Raw genomic sequence first — 14,682 nt, forward strand, 5'->3', positions numbered from 1 at the left:
GCTAGAATTATCCTGAAAGATCAGCGCTGAAGGAAGGAGGCCATCTCACCTTGATCAGGAGAGATGGCCATCCATCCGGCGACAGTGCGCTCAAGTGGCCAGGACGGCGCCTTTTTGCTTCCGTCCGCTCCATTCAGCCAGCCATATGCCGCAAAAGACGAAGACGATCGCTATGGCGTGGTAGACGTGGAAGTTCTCGCCAACAATAACGATCGAAAGCAGCGTGCCGAACACAGGAACAAGATTGATGAAAAGCCCGGCACGGTTGGCCCCGATCAACTCGTTGCCGCGGATAAAGAGCGTCTGCGCCAGCAGCGACGGGAAAAACGCGCTGAAGAACACAAGCAGCCAACCGCGCATGTCGGGCATGATGGTCCCGCCGGCCGCGTGTTCCCACAAGGTGAAGGGAACCGAGGTCAGGAACGCTACAACCGCAAGCATTGTCATCATGCTCATCCAGTTGATTTCCGGCTTGAAACGCAAGGCGAGCGTGTAGACACCGTAAACAAGAACGGCAACCAACATCAGCAGATCCCCGAAATTGAAATCGAGCTCCCCTATCCGCGCCAAGTTCCCGTGCGTCGCTGTCAATGCGATACCTAAAAGTGAGAGGAGGAAACCGAGGATCTGCAGCCAACTCGCCCGCACGCCGAACAGAATGAAGTTGAACAGTATGATCACCATCGGGATCGCTGCCTGTTCGATGGAGACGTTGATGGCGGAGGTGTAATAGACTGCGGTATAAAGAAGGACGTTGAAGAGGGTGAAACCGGTGGCTCCGAGAAGGATGAGGATTGGCAGAGCCCTTCTTATCGCGTGCCATTCACGACGTAGCCATGGCCAGCCCAAAGGCACGATGATGGTTAGTGCGACTAGCCAGCGCAAGGAGGTGAGCAGAAAGGGGGAGATATGGCCGACGGCCAGCTTTCCCGCTACCGCATTGGCTCCCCATAACAGTGTTGCAGCAAGAAGAAGGGCATAGGCCTGGTAGTGCATTGCATTCCCTTGATCATCGTTCCACGCGAGGCATAGCCGCTGGCTTGCCCGAGGTAAATCGAGGTTCCGGTATTTGGATGGGGGCCTTCAAAGAAAGGTCGCATCCCGCGCCCTCTAGCGCTATAGAGCCCGTGGTTTCTCGATGCCGGGCGGTCACCGGCGGCAGGAAGGAAGTTCGATGACGAATGTAGTGGTCGTTGGCTCCCAGTGGGGCGACGAAGGGAAGGGTAAGATCGTTGACTGGCTATCGGAGCGCGCCGATGTCGTGGTGCGCTTCCAAGGTGGCCACAATGCCGGCCATACGCTCGTAATTGACGGGGTCAGCTACAAGCTGTCCTTGCTGCCCTCCGGGGTCGTCCGCCCGGGAAAGCTTTCGGTTATCGGCAATGGTGTCGTCTTCGACCCGCATGCGTTCATCGCGGAGGTCGAGCGACTGGCTGGCCAAGGCGTCAGCGTTTCGCCAGACAATCTGAAGATAGCCGAGAACACGGCTCTTATCCTGTCGCTCCACCGCGAGCTCGATGGTTTCCGCGAAGACGCAGCTTCCGCTTCCGGCACCAAGATTGGCACCACGCGACGCGGCATCGGTCCTGCCTATGAGGACAAGGTGGGACGCCGTGCCATCCGCGCCATGGACCTTGCCAATATGGAATCGCTCTCCGGGAAGGTAGAACGCTTGCTCACCCACCACAACGCGGTGCGCCGTGGCCTGGGGCATCCCGAGGTGCCGCATGAAGCAGTGATGAATGAGCTTTCCTCAGTAGCCGAAAAGATCCTGCCCTATGTGGATCGCGTCTGGAAAATCCTGGACGAGGCCCGTCGCGCCGGAAAGCGCATCCTCTTCGAGGGAGCGCAAGGAACAATGCTCGACATCGACCACGGGACCTATCCTTTCGTCACGTCCTCTAACACTGTCGCTGGGCAGGCAGCCACTGGTTCCGGGCTCGGCCCGGGAGCCGTCGGATATGTGCTTGGCATTACGAAGGCCTATACGACGCGGGTCGGAGAGGGCCCGTTCCCAACTGAACAGACCGGGGAGGTCGGGAACTTCCTAGGCACGCGCGGCCACGAATTCGGCACCGTTACCGGGAGAAAGCGCCGCTGCGGCTGGTTCGATGCGGTGCTCGTGCGGCAGGCGGTAGTGGCCAACGGAATGAATGGTATTGCACTTACCAAGCTGGACGTGCTCGATGGGCTGGACGAGATCAAGGTATGCACCGCTTACCGCCTCGACGGCGAGATCATCGACTACCTGCCGGCAAGTCAGGGAGCGCAGGCTCGCCTTGAGCCCGTCTATGAAACGCTTGAGGGGTGGCAGGAGACGACGCAGGGCGCGCGCACCTGGAATGACCTTCCTGCCCAGGCGGTGAAGTATGTCCGGCACATCGAGGAACTGATCGGAGCGCCCGTTGCCATCCTGTCAACAAGTCCCGAGCGGGAGGACGCTATCCTTGTAACCGACCCATTCCAAGACTAACGCCTTGGCCATGGTGCTGGCTCCTGCAGCACCTAGCCAATCTCTTGGCAGTGGCGCCGCTATGTTGCATTCGAAGGAGATTTCAAACGTCGGGGCTGTGTTGTAGAATCACCACAATTTTACGTAATCCTGAATCTTGGTCTCCCAGGTAAGGTAAGCAGGAACGGAAAGTTTGGTATGGCGGATTTTGTTGCGGTCTTGGAAAAGGCCATTAACGCGCTCGCGGTAAACTCTCCCGAAAATCGGGATAAGCTTTACCAAAGGGCGCGGGCCACAATCGAGACCAAGCTCGCGTCGATGAATCCGCCTCCATCACCGGAGTTGGCGGAGCGGCAGAAATCCCTTCTCGAGAATGCCATCGCCCAGGTCGAAGCGAGCTTCGCGCCGCCTCCGCCCGTCGAAGAGCCGGACGACCTGGAAATTCTCCTCGCTGAGCTCAATGCATCCACTCGCGGCAGTCCCATGGCCGCGCTGGACTTCTCCAATAGGGAAGAAGATGAAGCGCCGGAAGCAGCCACGGAAGCAGCAGCCGAGCACGAGGCACTTGCCGAACCAGACGCGCCAGCCCCGCGGCCGGAGGTACCGGTCCAGCCTGCTGACGAGCTTCCGCCGTTCCACGACCAGCCTGTGACGCACCCGCCGGCAGAAGCTCACCCTGCCGAAGACAACCTCGAGGAAGGCCCGGCAGATCCGGCGGACGAGGAGGAGCAGGAGGCGCAACCAGAGCAATACGTCGCGCCAGTCCAGTACCAAAGCGGGGAAGAGCCGGACGAAGCCGCGGAAGCGCCAGAATCCGCGGCCGCCGGCGCCTCTTCGTGGGAGGCAGTTCTGCCGGAAACGGCAGAGCAGAACCTTGCATCAGAACAGCACTGGCCCGAAAGCCCGAACCAAGGCGAGAGCGAGGAAAGCTGGAAAGAACCCGCAGCCGAAGACGACGCGCAAGATCCGACGGCGGATGACGCCTGGTCTTGGAGCACGCCGGCAGGCGAACCTAAAGAGCCCGTGAGCAGCGAGCCCGCGGACGAGCCTGCCACGGCTGATGTCATTGGGGAAGGCCGGGCAGTTCTGCCGGAAACGGCAGAGCAGAACCTTGCATCAGAGCAGCACTGGCCCGAAGGCCCGATCCAAGGCGAGAACGAGGAAAGCTGGAAAGAACCCGCAGCCGAAGACGACGCGCAAGATCCGACGGCGGATGACGCCTGGTCTTGGAGCACGCCGGCAGGCGAACCTAAAGAGCCCGTGAGCAGCGAGCCCGCGGACGAGCCTGCCACGGCTGATGTCATCGGGGAAGGCCGGGCAGTTCTGCCGGAAACGGCAGAGCAGAACCTTGCATCAGAGCAGCACTGGCCCGAAGGCCCGATCCAAGGCGAGAACGAGGAAAGCTGGAAAGAACCCGCAGCCGAAGACGACGCGCAAGATCCGGTGGCGGATGACGCCTGGCCTTGGAGCACGCCGGCAGCCGAACCTAAAGAGCCCGTGAGCAGCGGGTCCGCAGACGAGCCCACTGCGGCTGGCGTCAGCGGGGAAGGCCGGGCAGTTCTGCCGGAAAAGGCAGAGCAGAACCTTGCATCAGAACAGCACTGGCCCGAAGGCCCGATCCAAGGCGAGAGCGAGGAAGGCTGGAAAGAACCCGCAGCCGAAGACGACGCACAGGATCCAACGGCGGATGACGCTTGGCTCTGGGAAGCGCCGTCTGCCGAAGTGGAAGTCGATGCAGCAGGCGAAGAGCGAACGCAGAATACTCTTTCCCCGCATCGAGTCTCGCCGCCTCTTTCACAGGACGATGATAACGGGCTGGCCAAGACTCTCCAGCAGCCAGACTTGCTCTGGAAAGTCGACCGTGATCCCGATCCGCGCATGGTAGCGGCAATTCTTGCTGCTCCCTTCATCTCAAATTCCGATAGCGGTACTAAAGGCGAGTCGGACGCGGCTACAGATCTTTCCTCGCCGGTGGAACCGCCGGCTAAAGGCAAAGAAGGGACTCCGCTCGAGGACATAGCGGAGCTTCACCTCGACAACGCTGAGCGGGAAGCAGGATTGGCGGCCACTACCAGGGTGCCGGTCGCCTCAGAAGCTGCCAGTCCTTCCTCCACTTCCCGTAGAGGCTTGGGGAGTGTTGCGCTGCTTCTCTTTCTGGCGCTCGTTGGGGCGGCGGGCGCGAGCGCCTGGATGTTTCGGGATGACATTGCGCGCAAAGCTGGCTTTGGCGATTTTCCCGACGCGCTTGTACTTGCGAAGGGCGGTTCCGGGGAGGAAGTCACCGACGCCGAGCCGGAAAAGACCGAATCGGCGCAACTGGCTGCCGTATCATCACAAGAGGCAAGCGAACCAGGAACGGAGGTCGCAGCACCAAACCGAAAATTCACGCAACGGCTTCTGTCGGATGGCACCGAAGTTGATGAGGGGCCGGCAAATGAGGCCCGCATGCTCGGCGAGGGCACGTCCGTAGCCGAGGCTACCCTCGCTGAGGGAGTCGATCCTGGCCAGAGTACCGCACCTGCTGTTCAGGCGGGCCAGAAAGCAATCTTCTACGAAGAGCGTACGAGCATAGCCGATGCCTCTGCGGACGGCGGCACCGTTGCCTGGTCTATCGTGCAAGAATCGCCTGGAAACAATCTACCGCCTGAACCGGCGATCCGCGCCGACGCTTCGATCCCGCAAAAAGGTATTCAGCTCAAGATGACCATAAGGCGCAATGCGGACGAGTCGCTGCCCGCGAGCCACATCATCGAGCTAATCTTCCTCACGCCGGAGCAGTTTGCCGGCGGCAGCATCAATGGTGTGCTGCGCGTGGCTATGAAGCAGAGCGAGGAGGATACGGGTAGTCCCCTCCTCGGATTCCCCGCAAAGATTGCCGACGGCTTCTTCCTCGTTGCGCTCAGCGATAATCGGGCGGACCTGGAAACCAACTCGACGCTTCTGCGGCGGCAAAGCTGGATCGACATTCCCATCATCTATGCCAGCGGGCGGCGCGCGCTCATGACTCTGGAGAAGGGCACAGCCGGTGACCGCGCCTTCCGAGAGGCGCTTGAGGCTTGGCAGCGGGCTACCTCCCCAACTGATGGCTGAGCCGCAGGCGCATTACCTGCCTTGTAAGCTGGGTAACGCGGTGCTCAGCCACTGCGCCTCGACGGGATCCAGCTCCTTCATAGTCGTGATCAGATCGCAGCGGACACCTTCCGGCCGATAAACCAATTGCACAGTTCCACGGAAGTCGGCGGCGAGTACCTCTTCGATGAGACGGGACCCAAATCCCTTGCGCTGTGGCTCCTGCACGAGCGGCCCTCCTGCTTCCGCCCAGGAGATACTGAACTCCTGCTCCGTTCCTGGAAGCCCCACCTTCCAGGAGATCGTCACCCGTCCGGTTGGACAGGACAGCGCTCCGTACTTGGTGGAATTGGTGGCGAGTTCGTGAAAGGCGAGCGCCAGTGAAAGGGCTTGCCTTGCGGAGATAACAAGCGGGGCGCCCTCTAAGGAAATACGGCCCCTGCCCTGTCTAAATGGGGCTAATGCAGCCTCGATGATCGATCCTATGAGGGCGCCGTTCTGGCTTTCCTCCATCAGCATGGAATGCGCCCGACCAAGCGCGCTGAGGCGCTGCGCCACGGTCCTCTTGGCCTCCCCGCTTGAGGGTGCGAACTCCAGCGTTTGCCCTACAAGGCCGGAGACCATCGTAAGAAGATTCTTCATGCGATGCGCCAGTTCCGCGTTGATGAGCTGGAGCTTCCGCTCCGCGCGAGCCTTGGCTGTCGTCTCAACCACAGTGGCCATGATCCCCACGATCTCACCTCTTTCGTCGCGGATCGGGCTGTAGCAAAAGGTGAAAAACGCTTCCTCGGAGTAGCCGCGCCTTTCAATCGTGACAGCAAAATCCTCGATAAAGGTAGCTTCGCCGGCAAATGCAGTCTGCGCAATCGGACCGAGCGTATCCCATGCCTCGCTCCAGACCTCCCGGAACGGCCGGCCTAGTGGCTCGGGCTTGTCTCCGAGGATTGGTCTGTATGCGTCATTGTATATGTTGATGAAGTCAGCCCCCCAAAAAATGCATTTGGGAAAGCTGGAGTTCAGGACCATGGAGACCGCCACCCTGAGGGCGGCACTCCATTCCTCTATAGGCCCCAGCGATGTGGAGGCCCAATCAAATTTTCGGACGGCAGAGCCCATTGCTCCGCCGCCGTCCAGGAACGCAAATGCGCCGCCGCTGCGCATTCCAAACTCCCTTAAGTGCCACCTCGGGCTGGAATTCCATTCAAGGACAAAACAGCCTTCACGGCAACACCTTTGATAACATTGGGTCTTAAGGGCTGTTGCAATCCGCGAAAATGATGACTATATCGCGGCTTCAGGTTGCTCCCATCGTCTAGCGGTCTAGGACGCCGCCCTCTCACGGCGGAAACAGGGGTTCGAGTCCCCTTGGGAGTACCATATTTTCATCATCCATTCCGGTGACGTTGGGTAAGGGAACGACCTGTGACATGGGCGACGACCTCGTGCCGGACGGTTGTCGATGGTCCGCAAGGCGCCCGTCCCAGGTCGATCTAACACAAGTCATAGTGCAGCTGACGAGCAATGCTGTCGTCGTCTTCGGTGCTCCCGAGCCTGTCATTGGCCAACGGGGTGAAGACATTGATCATCCTCCTCATCATGAGGGTGCGTCCCCGTGCGGGTGACGAGGACGCCGCGATCATGGAACGAGACAGCCCAGCTCGGGCACCCTTCAAAGGCTCTTGAAGGAGGGCGTAGCTTGCGCAGCAGGCCTTAAAGCTGAATGCGGCTGGCGGCTTCTGCGCGGGTTCCTGCAAACTGTTGTGCGAGTTCCTGGGAGAGGGCGTTATGATGACATTCCCAGGGAGCGTGCAATTCAGCGTTGTCGGCAACTTCCGACAACGGGGGGGCAGGATGAACAGACGACGGCTTCGTTCAGTCCTGCCCTTGCACGATCTTGAAGCTGCCGAGAGGGCGCGCGCCATTAATGTCATAGAAATGGATCGCCTCGGTGCCGTCCTGAAGCCGTAGATGCAGGGACAGGCGGTTCCCGACGGCCGAATGCGAGAGGATGCGCGCACCGGCCGGAAGCTCTATGGTCTCGGAAAACGTTTCCGCAGACGGGGCCAACTGGCCCACCATGTCCGGAGGAGTCGCCTCCTCCGGCGAGATTGAGCGATAGACAAGCGCAAGCACCACAGCCATAAGTGCAGCAAACAGGATGCCGAGATTAACGATCATGAAACGCATTAACCTGCGGCGCACACGCTCTGCAGCCGGATCGAGCGGCGGTTCGTCGTCGTAATCAGGCTGATCGTTCGGCGCGGCCATGGTGATCCAGTCATGAGAAGGCGAGTGAGCGACCCTGATAGCGAAGAAGGCCGGCATTTGAAAGAGGTCGAGGCCGATGAATCTGCGGCGGGCAAGCGCCTCGACCAATGGCTGACCGAAGCTCTCGGCCCAGAACTCTCACGCAACAGGGTGCAAGCGTTGATCCGCGGGGGGGCTGTCATGCTCGGTACTCAGACGGTTACCGAGCCCAAGCGGAAGGTTGTCATCGGCGAGCGCTATGCGGTGGCGGTGCCGGAGCCGGAAGTGCAGGTGCCGGTCGGCGAGGCCATTCCGCTCGACATTCTCTATGAGGACGATGCGGTTATCGTAATCAACAAACCCGCTGGGCTGGTCGTCCATCCCGCGCCAGGGAACCGGACGGGAACCCTCGTCAACGCGCTAATCCATCATTGCGGGCAGAAGCTTTCGACTATTGGAGGGGCGCACAGGCGCGGCATAGTGCACCGGCTCGACCGCGACACGAGCGGCGTTATGGTAGCGGCCAAGACTGACGAGGCTCATATGGCGCTGGCGGAGGAATTTGCCAGTCACGGTCGTAATGGTGATCTGGAGCGGGTTTATGTCGCACTGGTCTGGGGTGTACCGAAGCGCATGGCAGGAATGATCGATGCTCCGCTTGGACGCGCGCTACAAGACAGGACCTTGCGCGCGGTAGTCCCCGAAAACCGCGCAGATTCCCGTGACGCGGTGACGCATTACAAGGTGTTGGAGCGCTATGGCGAAGGAGCTTCGGAAGGCGGAGGGATCGCATCCTTGGTGGAATGCTGGTTGGAAACCGGGCGGACGCACCAGGTCCGAGTGCACTTGGCTCACATCGGTCATCCGGTAATCGGTGACCCGGCCTATGGGCGCGCGTTTCGAACGAAGGCTCAGCGCCTGCCAGAAGACGCGGCTGCGAAGGTAGCGGCACTTCCCCGGCAGGCGCTGCACGCGCGCGTTTTGGCCTTCCGCCACCCTGAAACCGGCGAACCAATGCGCTTCGAAGCGCCCATTCCCGATGATTTGAAGGAAGTCATGGCCTGCCTGGCTGGTTTGTGATAAAGTTCGTCTAATGCTTCCTGAAAGCCCGTCACGAAATGTTGACCGGCTGAGGAAGCTTTAATTTTTCCGCATTCATCCTATATATAGGATATGGCGTGGTGCGTTTGAGCGGCCACGCGCCTGCCCGCCTGAAACGGGGGCTCAGAACGATAAGGAGGGTGCTAATGGCCCAAACATTGCCAAGCATTGCTTCGGGGGAGGGTGGTCTCACCCGATATCTGGAAGAAATCCGGCGGTTTCCGATGCTTCAGCCGGAAGAGGAATACATGCTTGCGAAACGCTATCGCGAGCATGGCGACACTGGGGCTGCACACAAGCTGGTAACAAGCCACCTGAGGCTCGTGGCCAAGATTGCCATGGGCTACCGCGGCTATGGCCTGCCCATCGGAGAAGTCATCTCCGAGGGAAATGTTGGCCTCATGCAAGCCGTCAAGAAATTCGAACCCGAGCGCGGCTTCCGCCTTGCCACATATGCTATGTGGTGGATCAGGGCGTCCATTCAAGAGTACATCCTGCGCTCGTGGAGCCTGGTGAAGATGGGCACCACGGCAAACCAGAAGCGGCTCTTCTTCAACCTGCGCAAGGTGAAGAGCAAGATTCAGGCGCTGGATGATGGTGACCTTAATCCCGAGCAGGTAGCCGAGATCGCAAACCGGCTCAATGTCAGCGAGGAAGAGGTCGTTTCCATGAACCGCCGGCTTTCCGGCGACGCCTCTCTCAATGCACCAATTAGGGCGACCGAAGGCGAATCCGGAGAGTGGATCGACTGGCTCGCGGATGACAGCGAGAACCAGGAGGATATTCTCATTGAGCAGGATGAGATGGAAACGCGCCGGCGAATGCTTGATGACGCGATGGAGGTACTTAACGATCGCGAACGTCGCATTTTTGAAGCTCGCCGTCTCTCAGACGAGCCGTTGACGCTGGAAGAACTGTCCGGCGAGTTTGACATCAGCCGCGAGCGCGTGCGCCAGATCGAAGTACGTGCTTTCGAGAAGGTACAGGAGGCCGTACAGGCTTCCGCCAAGCGTCAGGCCGAGGCCACCCGTCTGGCCCAGGTCGCAGGACAGGGCGCAGGACAGGGCGCATCCTTCTAAGCGGCCGAACCAGCCTGAAACACCTTCAAACCAGATTCCCTAACAGTCGAATGGGAACAGACAACGGCCTGCGCCTCAAGCGCAGGCCGTTTCTTTTGGGAGATGCTCTTCCAGTTTAGCGTCTGATATCTGAAGCAGGCGATGGAGAACCATAAGGTCACGACCATAGGAGCCGGGCTAAGCGAGAACTCTGCGGCAACGCTGCCCATTGCGCGTAATTTCCGACCTCCGCAAAGGTGCGCAACGCAATGATCTCGACGTGCAGCCTTGAACCCTTTAGACGTGATAAAATGGCCAGCAGGAGCGGCGGGAATGACATCATCTCTGTTCAGCGGACTAGACCGAGAGGCGAGCCGGCTTTCCGCTTTCACCGGCAACACCCTGGACAGGCGTTCCGAGCATCGATCCGAGGATAGCGTGGCAGTGGCTCTCCGGCACCGGCAGGCGCGAATTTTTGCCGTCTCAGGTGGCAGATTGCTTGTCAAATTCGGTCAAGGCGGTCCCGATCCGTACTTTGACCGTCAGGAAATCGAAAGACTATGCCCTGACTTGAATGAAACGATTCTGCTCGGCTTCACCAAATTGGAGCAGCCCCGCCTCGTGGTGCCGGTGCCCCACGAACCGGAGAAACTGCCTGCACATATCAAGGCTGTCGATTTTCGGTCTCTTTACCAGCAGTGCCTTCTTGCACCAGACGCGCAAGGCGAAGCCGCTCAGGCGGCGAGTCTGGTTGCATGGAATGCGACGGCCCGCCATTGCGGCATGTGCGGCAATTTTACTGAGCTGAAGTCGGGCGGCTATCGCCGCACATGCAGGGCGTGTGGAAAGGATTTCTTCCCGCGCACTGACCCCGTGGTAATCATGCTGGCGGTAGATGAGGGGAACGAGTGCTGCCTTCTCGGCCGCAGCCCCCACTTCCGGCCGGGCATGTTCTCCTGCCTCGCCGGCTTCATTGAACCGGGCGAGACGATTGAAGATGCCGTAAGGCGTGAAACGCTGGAGGAGGCCAACATCGCAATCCGCCGCGTGCGCTACCATGCGAGCCAGCCATGGCCCTTCCCCCACACGCTTATGATCGGCTGCTATGGGGAGGCAACTATGGGCGAAATCCGGCGCGACGAGGCAGAACTGGAGGACTGCCGCTGGTTCTCCCGCTCCAAGGTTGCCGAAATGCTCACCGCGTCCGAAGAAGACGACCATTCCGTTCCGCCTCCCGGCAGCATCGCGCACCGGCTCATTTCAGACTGGTGTTCAGGCGATTGGCAGAGCGGCTCGAAAGGCTGAACAAGTGCCCCCCGCACTTCCCTTTGCGTGGCAGGTCGCCTAAATCGGAGCCATGGCGCAGAAGAAAGCCCACGAAGTCGATGGCTGGCTTGCCCACCCCGATAAGGCGGTGGCGATCGTTCTGATCTACGGTCCGGATCGGGGATTGGTCTCCGAGCGGGCGCGAAAATTCGCCGAGAGAACCGGGCTGCCCCTCGACGATCCTTTTTCGGTCGTCAAGATCGATGCAGCCGAGGCAGACCAGTCCGGCCGCCTTCTGGATGAAGCACGTACTGTGCCTATGTTTGCCGACCGCCGGCTCGTCTGGGTGCGAAATGCTGCCAGCCAAAGCGCTCTTGCCGCAGATGTGGCAACCCTTGCGGCGGACCCTCCAGCGGACAGCATGGTGCTTATCGAGGCTGGGGATTTGAAGAAGAATGCTGCCCTGCGCATTGCGGTGGAGCGCAGTGCCCTTGCCATGGCCCTGCCGTGCTACAGCGATGACGCACGCGGGCTCGACGCTGTCATCGACGATGTACTTTCGAAGGCCGGCCTTTCGATATCACTTGAGGCACGGCAACTTCTGAAATCGCAGTTGGGCGGGGACAGGCTGGCCACGCGCGGCGAACTGGAAAAGCTGGCCCTTTATTGCATGAGTGCAAACGCTGTTACGGCGGACGATGTCCGCGCCCTCATTGGAGATGTTTCGGCTGTCCATACAGACAACGCGGTGGACGCGGTCATGTGCGGACGAATCACCGAGTTCGACGCCCTTTTTACCCGCCATCTGGCCAGTGGTAGCCCGCCCTTTCTCATGCTTTCAGCAGCCCTGCGTCATGTCCAGGCGCTGCAATTGCTGCGCGCACAGGTCGAGGACCAGGGAAAAAGTCCTGCCGCAGCAGTGGCAAGTGCACGGCCCCCGGTCTTCTTCGCGCGCCGCCGGTCCGTAGAGCAGGCCGTGGAGCGCTGGAATCAGGCCAAACTGAGCTCTGCGGCTGAACGCCTTCAGGGAGCCATCCTCAAATCGCGGCAGTATCCGTCCGTCGCCGCCTCGATCAGCCGCCAAGCGCTGCTTGCGCTCGCCATCGAAGGCGCGCGCGCGGGAAGATAGGATCTCCAAAATAATCAGGAAAGTGGGCGCCCGTATTCCGGTCCGGAGCGCGAAGAACAGGGTTTTGACGGTGAGCTTTTCTAAAAGCGGGATGATTTTGTGCTCATATCGCCCGCATTCTCGTAGTAGTTAAAGCGCGCCTCCGCTGAGCATCGATGATGTGGCCGGTAGCCTCGCGGACGGCCAGACGGTGCGGTAATGACCTTCACGCCCGGCTCGCCAAGTTCAGCCACCAGGCCCGCAAGGTGCATGAATCCTCTTGCCGCGCCGCAGCAGCCATTGCCTCTGCGCACGCAGGCGATCTTCTTCGGGTCGATAGCCAATCGTGGCAGGCGCAACGCTATCGTTCCGCCGAAAGCGTTGCACCCGTTTGATCGCCGTGCCGACGCAACATGGAAGCGGGCGCTTTGTGCCGCGACATCCTTCCTGCTTCACCGCCGCTGCATGTTCGCGAAGATCATTGGAAGCAACTGGTCACCCATGCCGGTCCTCAGCCAGCATGGTGAATCTGATTTGCGGCGATGGAAAATCGCAAACCGTATCCGATAAAGGACATCCCGTTTAGTGCTGCCGCTCGGCCACAAAGCGCGCTGCCAGCCGCAGGATCGCGGCCCGCTCGCCGAAAGGCTCCAGCAGCTCCTCGGCCTGTGCAACAAGTCCGGCAAGCTGCCGCCGCGCCCATTCCTCCCCGTGAAACCCGACCAGCGTTGCCTTGCCTGCTACGGCATCCTTTCCGGTCGCCTTCCCCATAGTTTCGGTGCTTGCCGTAACGTCCAGAAGGTCGTCGGCAAGTTGGTATGCAAGCCCGATAGCCGATCCGAAGGCTGCTAGGCGCTCGCGCTCGGCAAGGTCGGCATTGCCGATGACGGCACCTGCTTCACAAGCGAACCGGACGAGCGCGCCCGTCTTCATTGACTGCAATTGCACGACGCCTTCTTCCGTAGGCGGCGCGTCCTTAGCGGCCAGATCAAGCGCCTGGCCGCCCGCCATTCCGCCGACGCCGGCAGCCCGCGCCAACATTCCGACTAGTTCAAGCCGGCGCTCAGCGGGCAGTTCCGTCTCCCCGCTGGCAATGATGTCGAAGGCGTATGTCAGCAAGCTGTCCCCGGCAAGGATCGCGGTTGCTTCGTCGAAGGCGCGGTGCACCGTCGGCTGGCCGCGGCGCAAATCGTCATCATCCATCGCCGGCAGGTCGTCATGGATGAGGGAGTAGCAATGCAGGCACTCGAGCGCAGCGGCCACCCTGAGCGTTGCGCTCCTCTCTGCATCGAACAACGCGGCGCTCTCCATGAGGAGGAACGGGCGCAGCCTCTTGCCGCCGTTGAGCACTCCATGGCGCATGGAGGCCATGAGATGGTGCGGACGAACAATCTCGCCTTCGCGGGGGCGGTCGTCGAGAAGGTGCCGCAGCACTTCCTCGACAGATTGTGCGCAGGCTGCAAGAAGGTCTTCGAAGATCGGGGAACTACCATTGGTCATGGCGTGAGCGATGACCGCAATCCCGCTCCGGGTCAAGAGCGACGTGCGGTTTTGGCGTTGCCACTGCCTTCCACTACCGTTATGCCGAAGGAAACGGAGAGTACAATTGCAGGCGCCGCGGGTGGGAGCTGCCGGAGGGCCATTGAGGAAGAAACGGCGTGCGGGCGCTTCGCGAGGCCGGCCTCACCGGCGTTGGTTACGCAGGATTCTAGCGGTACTGCTTGTGATCGCGGTGATCCCGCTCCTATTGACGCCGATTTACCGGCTGCCCTTCGTCCACCCCCTGTCCACGCTCATGCTAGCCGATCTTGTCACGCTCAACGGGTACGAACGACAGTGGACACCACTGGAGGAGATTGGACCCGCGGTTGTGCACTCGGTCATGATGTCGGAGGACGGACAGTTCTGCTTCCATTATGGCCTTGATCTGGGCGAGCTGCGCGCGGTCATGGACGATTTTTTTTCCGGCGGCAAGCCTCGGGGCGCATCCACCATTCCCATGCAGACGGTGAAGAACCTGTTCCTTTGGCCAGGCCGCTCCTTTCTTCGCAAGGCGCTGGAAGCGCCGCTTGCGGTATATTTTGACGCGATCGTGCCGAAGCAGCGCATCATGGAGATCTATTTGAACATCGCCGAATGGGGGCCGGGAATTTACGGTGTTGAAGCGGCCTCCCAGCATTACTTCGGAAAGCCGACAAAGTCCCTTTCTGCCCGTCAGGCGGCGTTACTCGCCGTAACGCTACCAAATCCGCATGCCCGGAACCCGGCAAGGCCCTCTCAAGGGCTCAACCGGCTGGCCTCTGTGATTGAAGGCCGGGCGCGGCGCTCTGGCGCTTATATTCAGTGTCTGCAATAACTATGTCTCCGAGGCAGGTTTAGGG

12 protein-coding genes and 1 tRNA gene are annotated in these 14,682 nt (G+C 60.4%); 8 read left to right on the forward strand and 5 right to left on the reverse strand.

All coding sequences use genetic code 11. The features are described from left to right. Positions 1-90 precede the first annotated feature (90 nt). The gene (locus HUS57_RS10900) at positions 91-996 is read right to left on the reverse strand and encodes a DMT family transporter (protein ID WP_173933596.1); all 906 of its coding nucleotides are present in this window, start codon (positions 994-996) and stop codon (positions 91-93) included. Between the two features lie 178 nt (positions 997-1,174). Here HUS57_RS10900 and HUS57_RS10905 point away from each other — a divergent pair, with 178 nt between their 5' ends. Together HUS57_RS10905 and HUS57_RS18160 are read left to right on the forward strand one after the other, a co-directional pair. Beyond that, positions 1,175-2,473 (forward strand): adenylosuccinate synthase, encoded by a 1,299-nt coding sequence (locus tag HUS57_RS10905; RefSeq protein WP_173933598.1) that lies wholly within the window; start codon positions 1,175-1,177, stop codon positions 2,471-2,473. Positions 2,474-2,650: 177 nt separating this feature from the next. Next, positions 2,651-5,542, forward strand: coding sequence for a hypothetical protein (locus HUS57_RS18160; RefSeq protein WP_173933600.1), 2,892 nt, complete (start codon positions 2,651-2,653; stop codon positions 5,540-5,542). 12 nt (positions 5,543-5,554) lie between these two features. On the opposite strand, the gene HUS57_RS10915 is transcribed toward HUS57_RS18160, so the two are convergent. Then, complete coding sequence (locus tag HUS57_RS10915) at positions 5,555-6,682, reverse strand: PAS domain-containing sensor histidine kinase (protein WP_173933602.1); 1,128 nt, start codon at positions 6,680-6,682, stop codon at positions 5,555-5,557. Positions 6,683-6,822: 140 nt separating this feature from the next. Here HUS57_RS10915 and HUS57_RS10920 point away from each other — a divergent pair. Further along, positions 6,823-6,898, forward strand: a tRNA-Glu gene (locus tag HUS57_RS10920). A 495-nt stretch (positions 6,899-7,393) separates the two neighbouring features. On the opposite strand, the gene HUS57_RS10925 is transcribed toward HUS57_RS10920, so the two are convergent. Then, complete coding sequence (locus HUS57_RS10925; RefSeq protein ID WP_173933604.1) at positions 7,394-7,789, reverse strand: fimbrial protein; 396 nt, start codon at positions 7,787-7,789, stop codon at positions 7,394-7,396. Positions 7,790-7,813: 24 nt separating this feature from the next. On the opposite strand from HUS57_RS10925, the gene HUS57_RS10930 reads away from it, so the two are divergent. The 4 genes from HUS57_RS10930 (at position 7,814) to holA (ending at position 12,322) form a co-directional block, all read left to right on the forward strand. Next, on the forward strand, positions 7,814-8,848 hold the full coding sequence (locus HUS57_RS10930; protein WP_173933606.1) for an RluA family pseudouridine synthase: 1,035 nt from the start codon (positions 7,814-7,816) through the stop codon (positions 8,846-8,848). Positions 8,849-9,015: 167 nt separating this feature from the next. Next, positions 9,016-9,948 (forward strand): RNA polymerase sigma factor RpoH, encoded by a 933-nt coding sequence (rpoH, locus tag HUS57_RS10935; RefSeq protein ID WP_173933608.1) that lies wholly within the window; start codon positions 9,016-9,018, stop codon positions 9,946-9,948. 312 nt (positions 9,949-10,260) lie between these two features. After that, positions 10,261-11,232, forward strand: coding sequence for an NAD(+) diphosphatase (nudC, locus tag HUS57_RS10940; protein WP_173933610.1), 972 nt, complete (start codon positions 10,261-10,263; stop codon positions 11,230-11,232). Positions 11,233-11,284: 52 nt separating this feature from the next. Further along, on the forward strand, positions 11,285-12,322 hold the full coding sequence (gene holA, locus HUS57_RS10945) for a DNA polymerase III subunit delta (RefSeq protein WP_173933612.1): 1,038 nt from the start codon (positions 11,285-11,287) through the stop codon (positions 12,320-12,322). Positions 12,323-12,402: 80 nt separating this feature from the next. Here the strand turns inward: holA and HUS57_RS10950 are convergent, their stop codons facing one another. Together HUS57_RS10950 and HUS57_RS10955 are read right to left on the reverse strand one after the other, a co-directional pair. Then, the gene (locus HUS57_RS10950; protein ID WP_173933614.1) at positions 12,403-12,573 is read right to left on the reverse strand and encodes a hypothetical protein; all 171 of its coding nucleotides are present in this window, start codon (positions 12,571-12,573) and stop codon (positions 12,403-12,405) included. A gap of 310 nt (positions 12,574-12,883) precedes the next feature. Then, on the reverse strand, positions 12,884-13,801 hold the full coding sequence (locus tag HUS57_RS10955) for a polyprenyl synthetase family protein (RefSeq protein ID WP_173933616.1): 918 nt from the start codon (positions 13,799-13,801) through the stop codon (positions 12,884-12,886). 142 nt (positions 13,802-13,943) lie between these two features. Here HUS57_RS10955 and HUS57_RS10960 point away from each other — a divergent pair, with 142 nt between their 5' ends. Beyond that, positions 13,944-14,657 carry a transglycosylase domain-containing protein gene (locus tag HUS57_RS10960; RefSeq protein WP_246727843.1) on the forward strand — a complete coding sequence of 238 codons (714 nt, stop codon included), beginning with the start codon at positions 13,944-13,946 and terminating at the stop codon, positions 14,655-14,657. Positions 14,658-14,682 lie beyond the last annotated feature (25 nt).

The organism is Chelativorans sp. Marseille-P2723, from assembly GCF_902809845.1.
Lineage (GTDB): Bacteria > Pseudomonadota > Alphaproteobacteria > Rhizobiales > Rhizobiaceae > Chelativorans.

Bases quoted from the DNA above. Each gene is read 5' to 3' on its own strand.
- HUS57_RS10900 (WP_173933596.1), bottom strand. From the start codon at position 996: ATGCACTACCAGGCCTATGCCCTTCTTCTTGCTGCAACACTGTTATGG.
- HUS57_RS10905 (WP_173933598.1), top strand. From the start codon at position 1,175: ATGACGAATGTAGTGGTCGTTGGCTCCCAGTGGGGCGACGAAGGGAAG.
- HUS57_RS18160 (WP_173933600.1), top strand. From the start codon at position 2,651: ATGGCGGATTTTGTTGCGGTCTTGGAAAAGGCCATTAACGCGCTCGCG.
- HUS57_RS10915 (WP_173933602.1), bottom strand. From the start codon at position 6,682: ATGCGCAGCGGCGGCGCATTTGCGTTCCTGGACGGCGGCGGAGCAATG.
- HUS57_RS10925 (WP_173933604.1), bottom strand. From the start codon at position 7,789: ATGGCCGCGCCGAACGATCAGCCTGATTACGACGACGAACCGCCGCTC.
- rpoH (WP_173933608.1), top strand. From the start codon at position 9,016: ATGGCCCAAACATTGCCAAGCATTGCTTCGGGGGAGGGTGGTCTCACC.
- nudC (WP_173933610.1), top strand. From the start codon at position 10,261: ATGACATCATCTCTGTTCAGCGGACTAGACCGAGAGGCGAGCCGGCTT.
- holA (WP_173933612.1), top strand. From the start codon at position 11,285: ATGGCGCAGAAGAAAGCCCACGAAGTCGATGGCTGGCTTGCCCACCCC.
- HUS57_RS10950 (WP_173933614.1), bottom strand. From the start codon at position 12,573: ATGCACCTTGCGGGCCTGGTGGCTGAACTTGGCGAGCCGGGCGTGAAG.
- HUS57_RS10955 (WP_173933616.1), bottom strand. From the start codon at position 13,801: ATGACCAATGGTAGTTCCCCGATCTTCGAAGACCTTCTTGCAGCCTGC.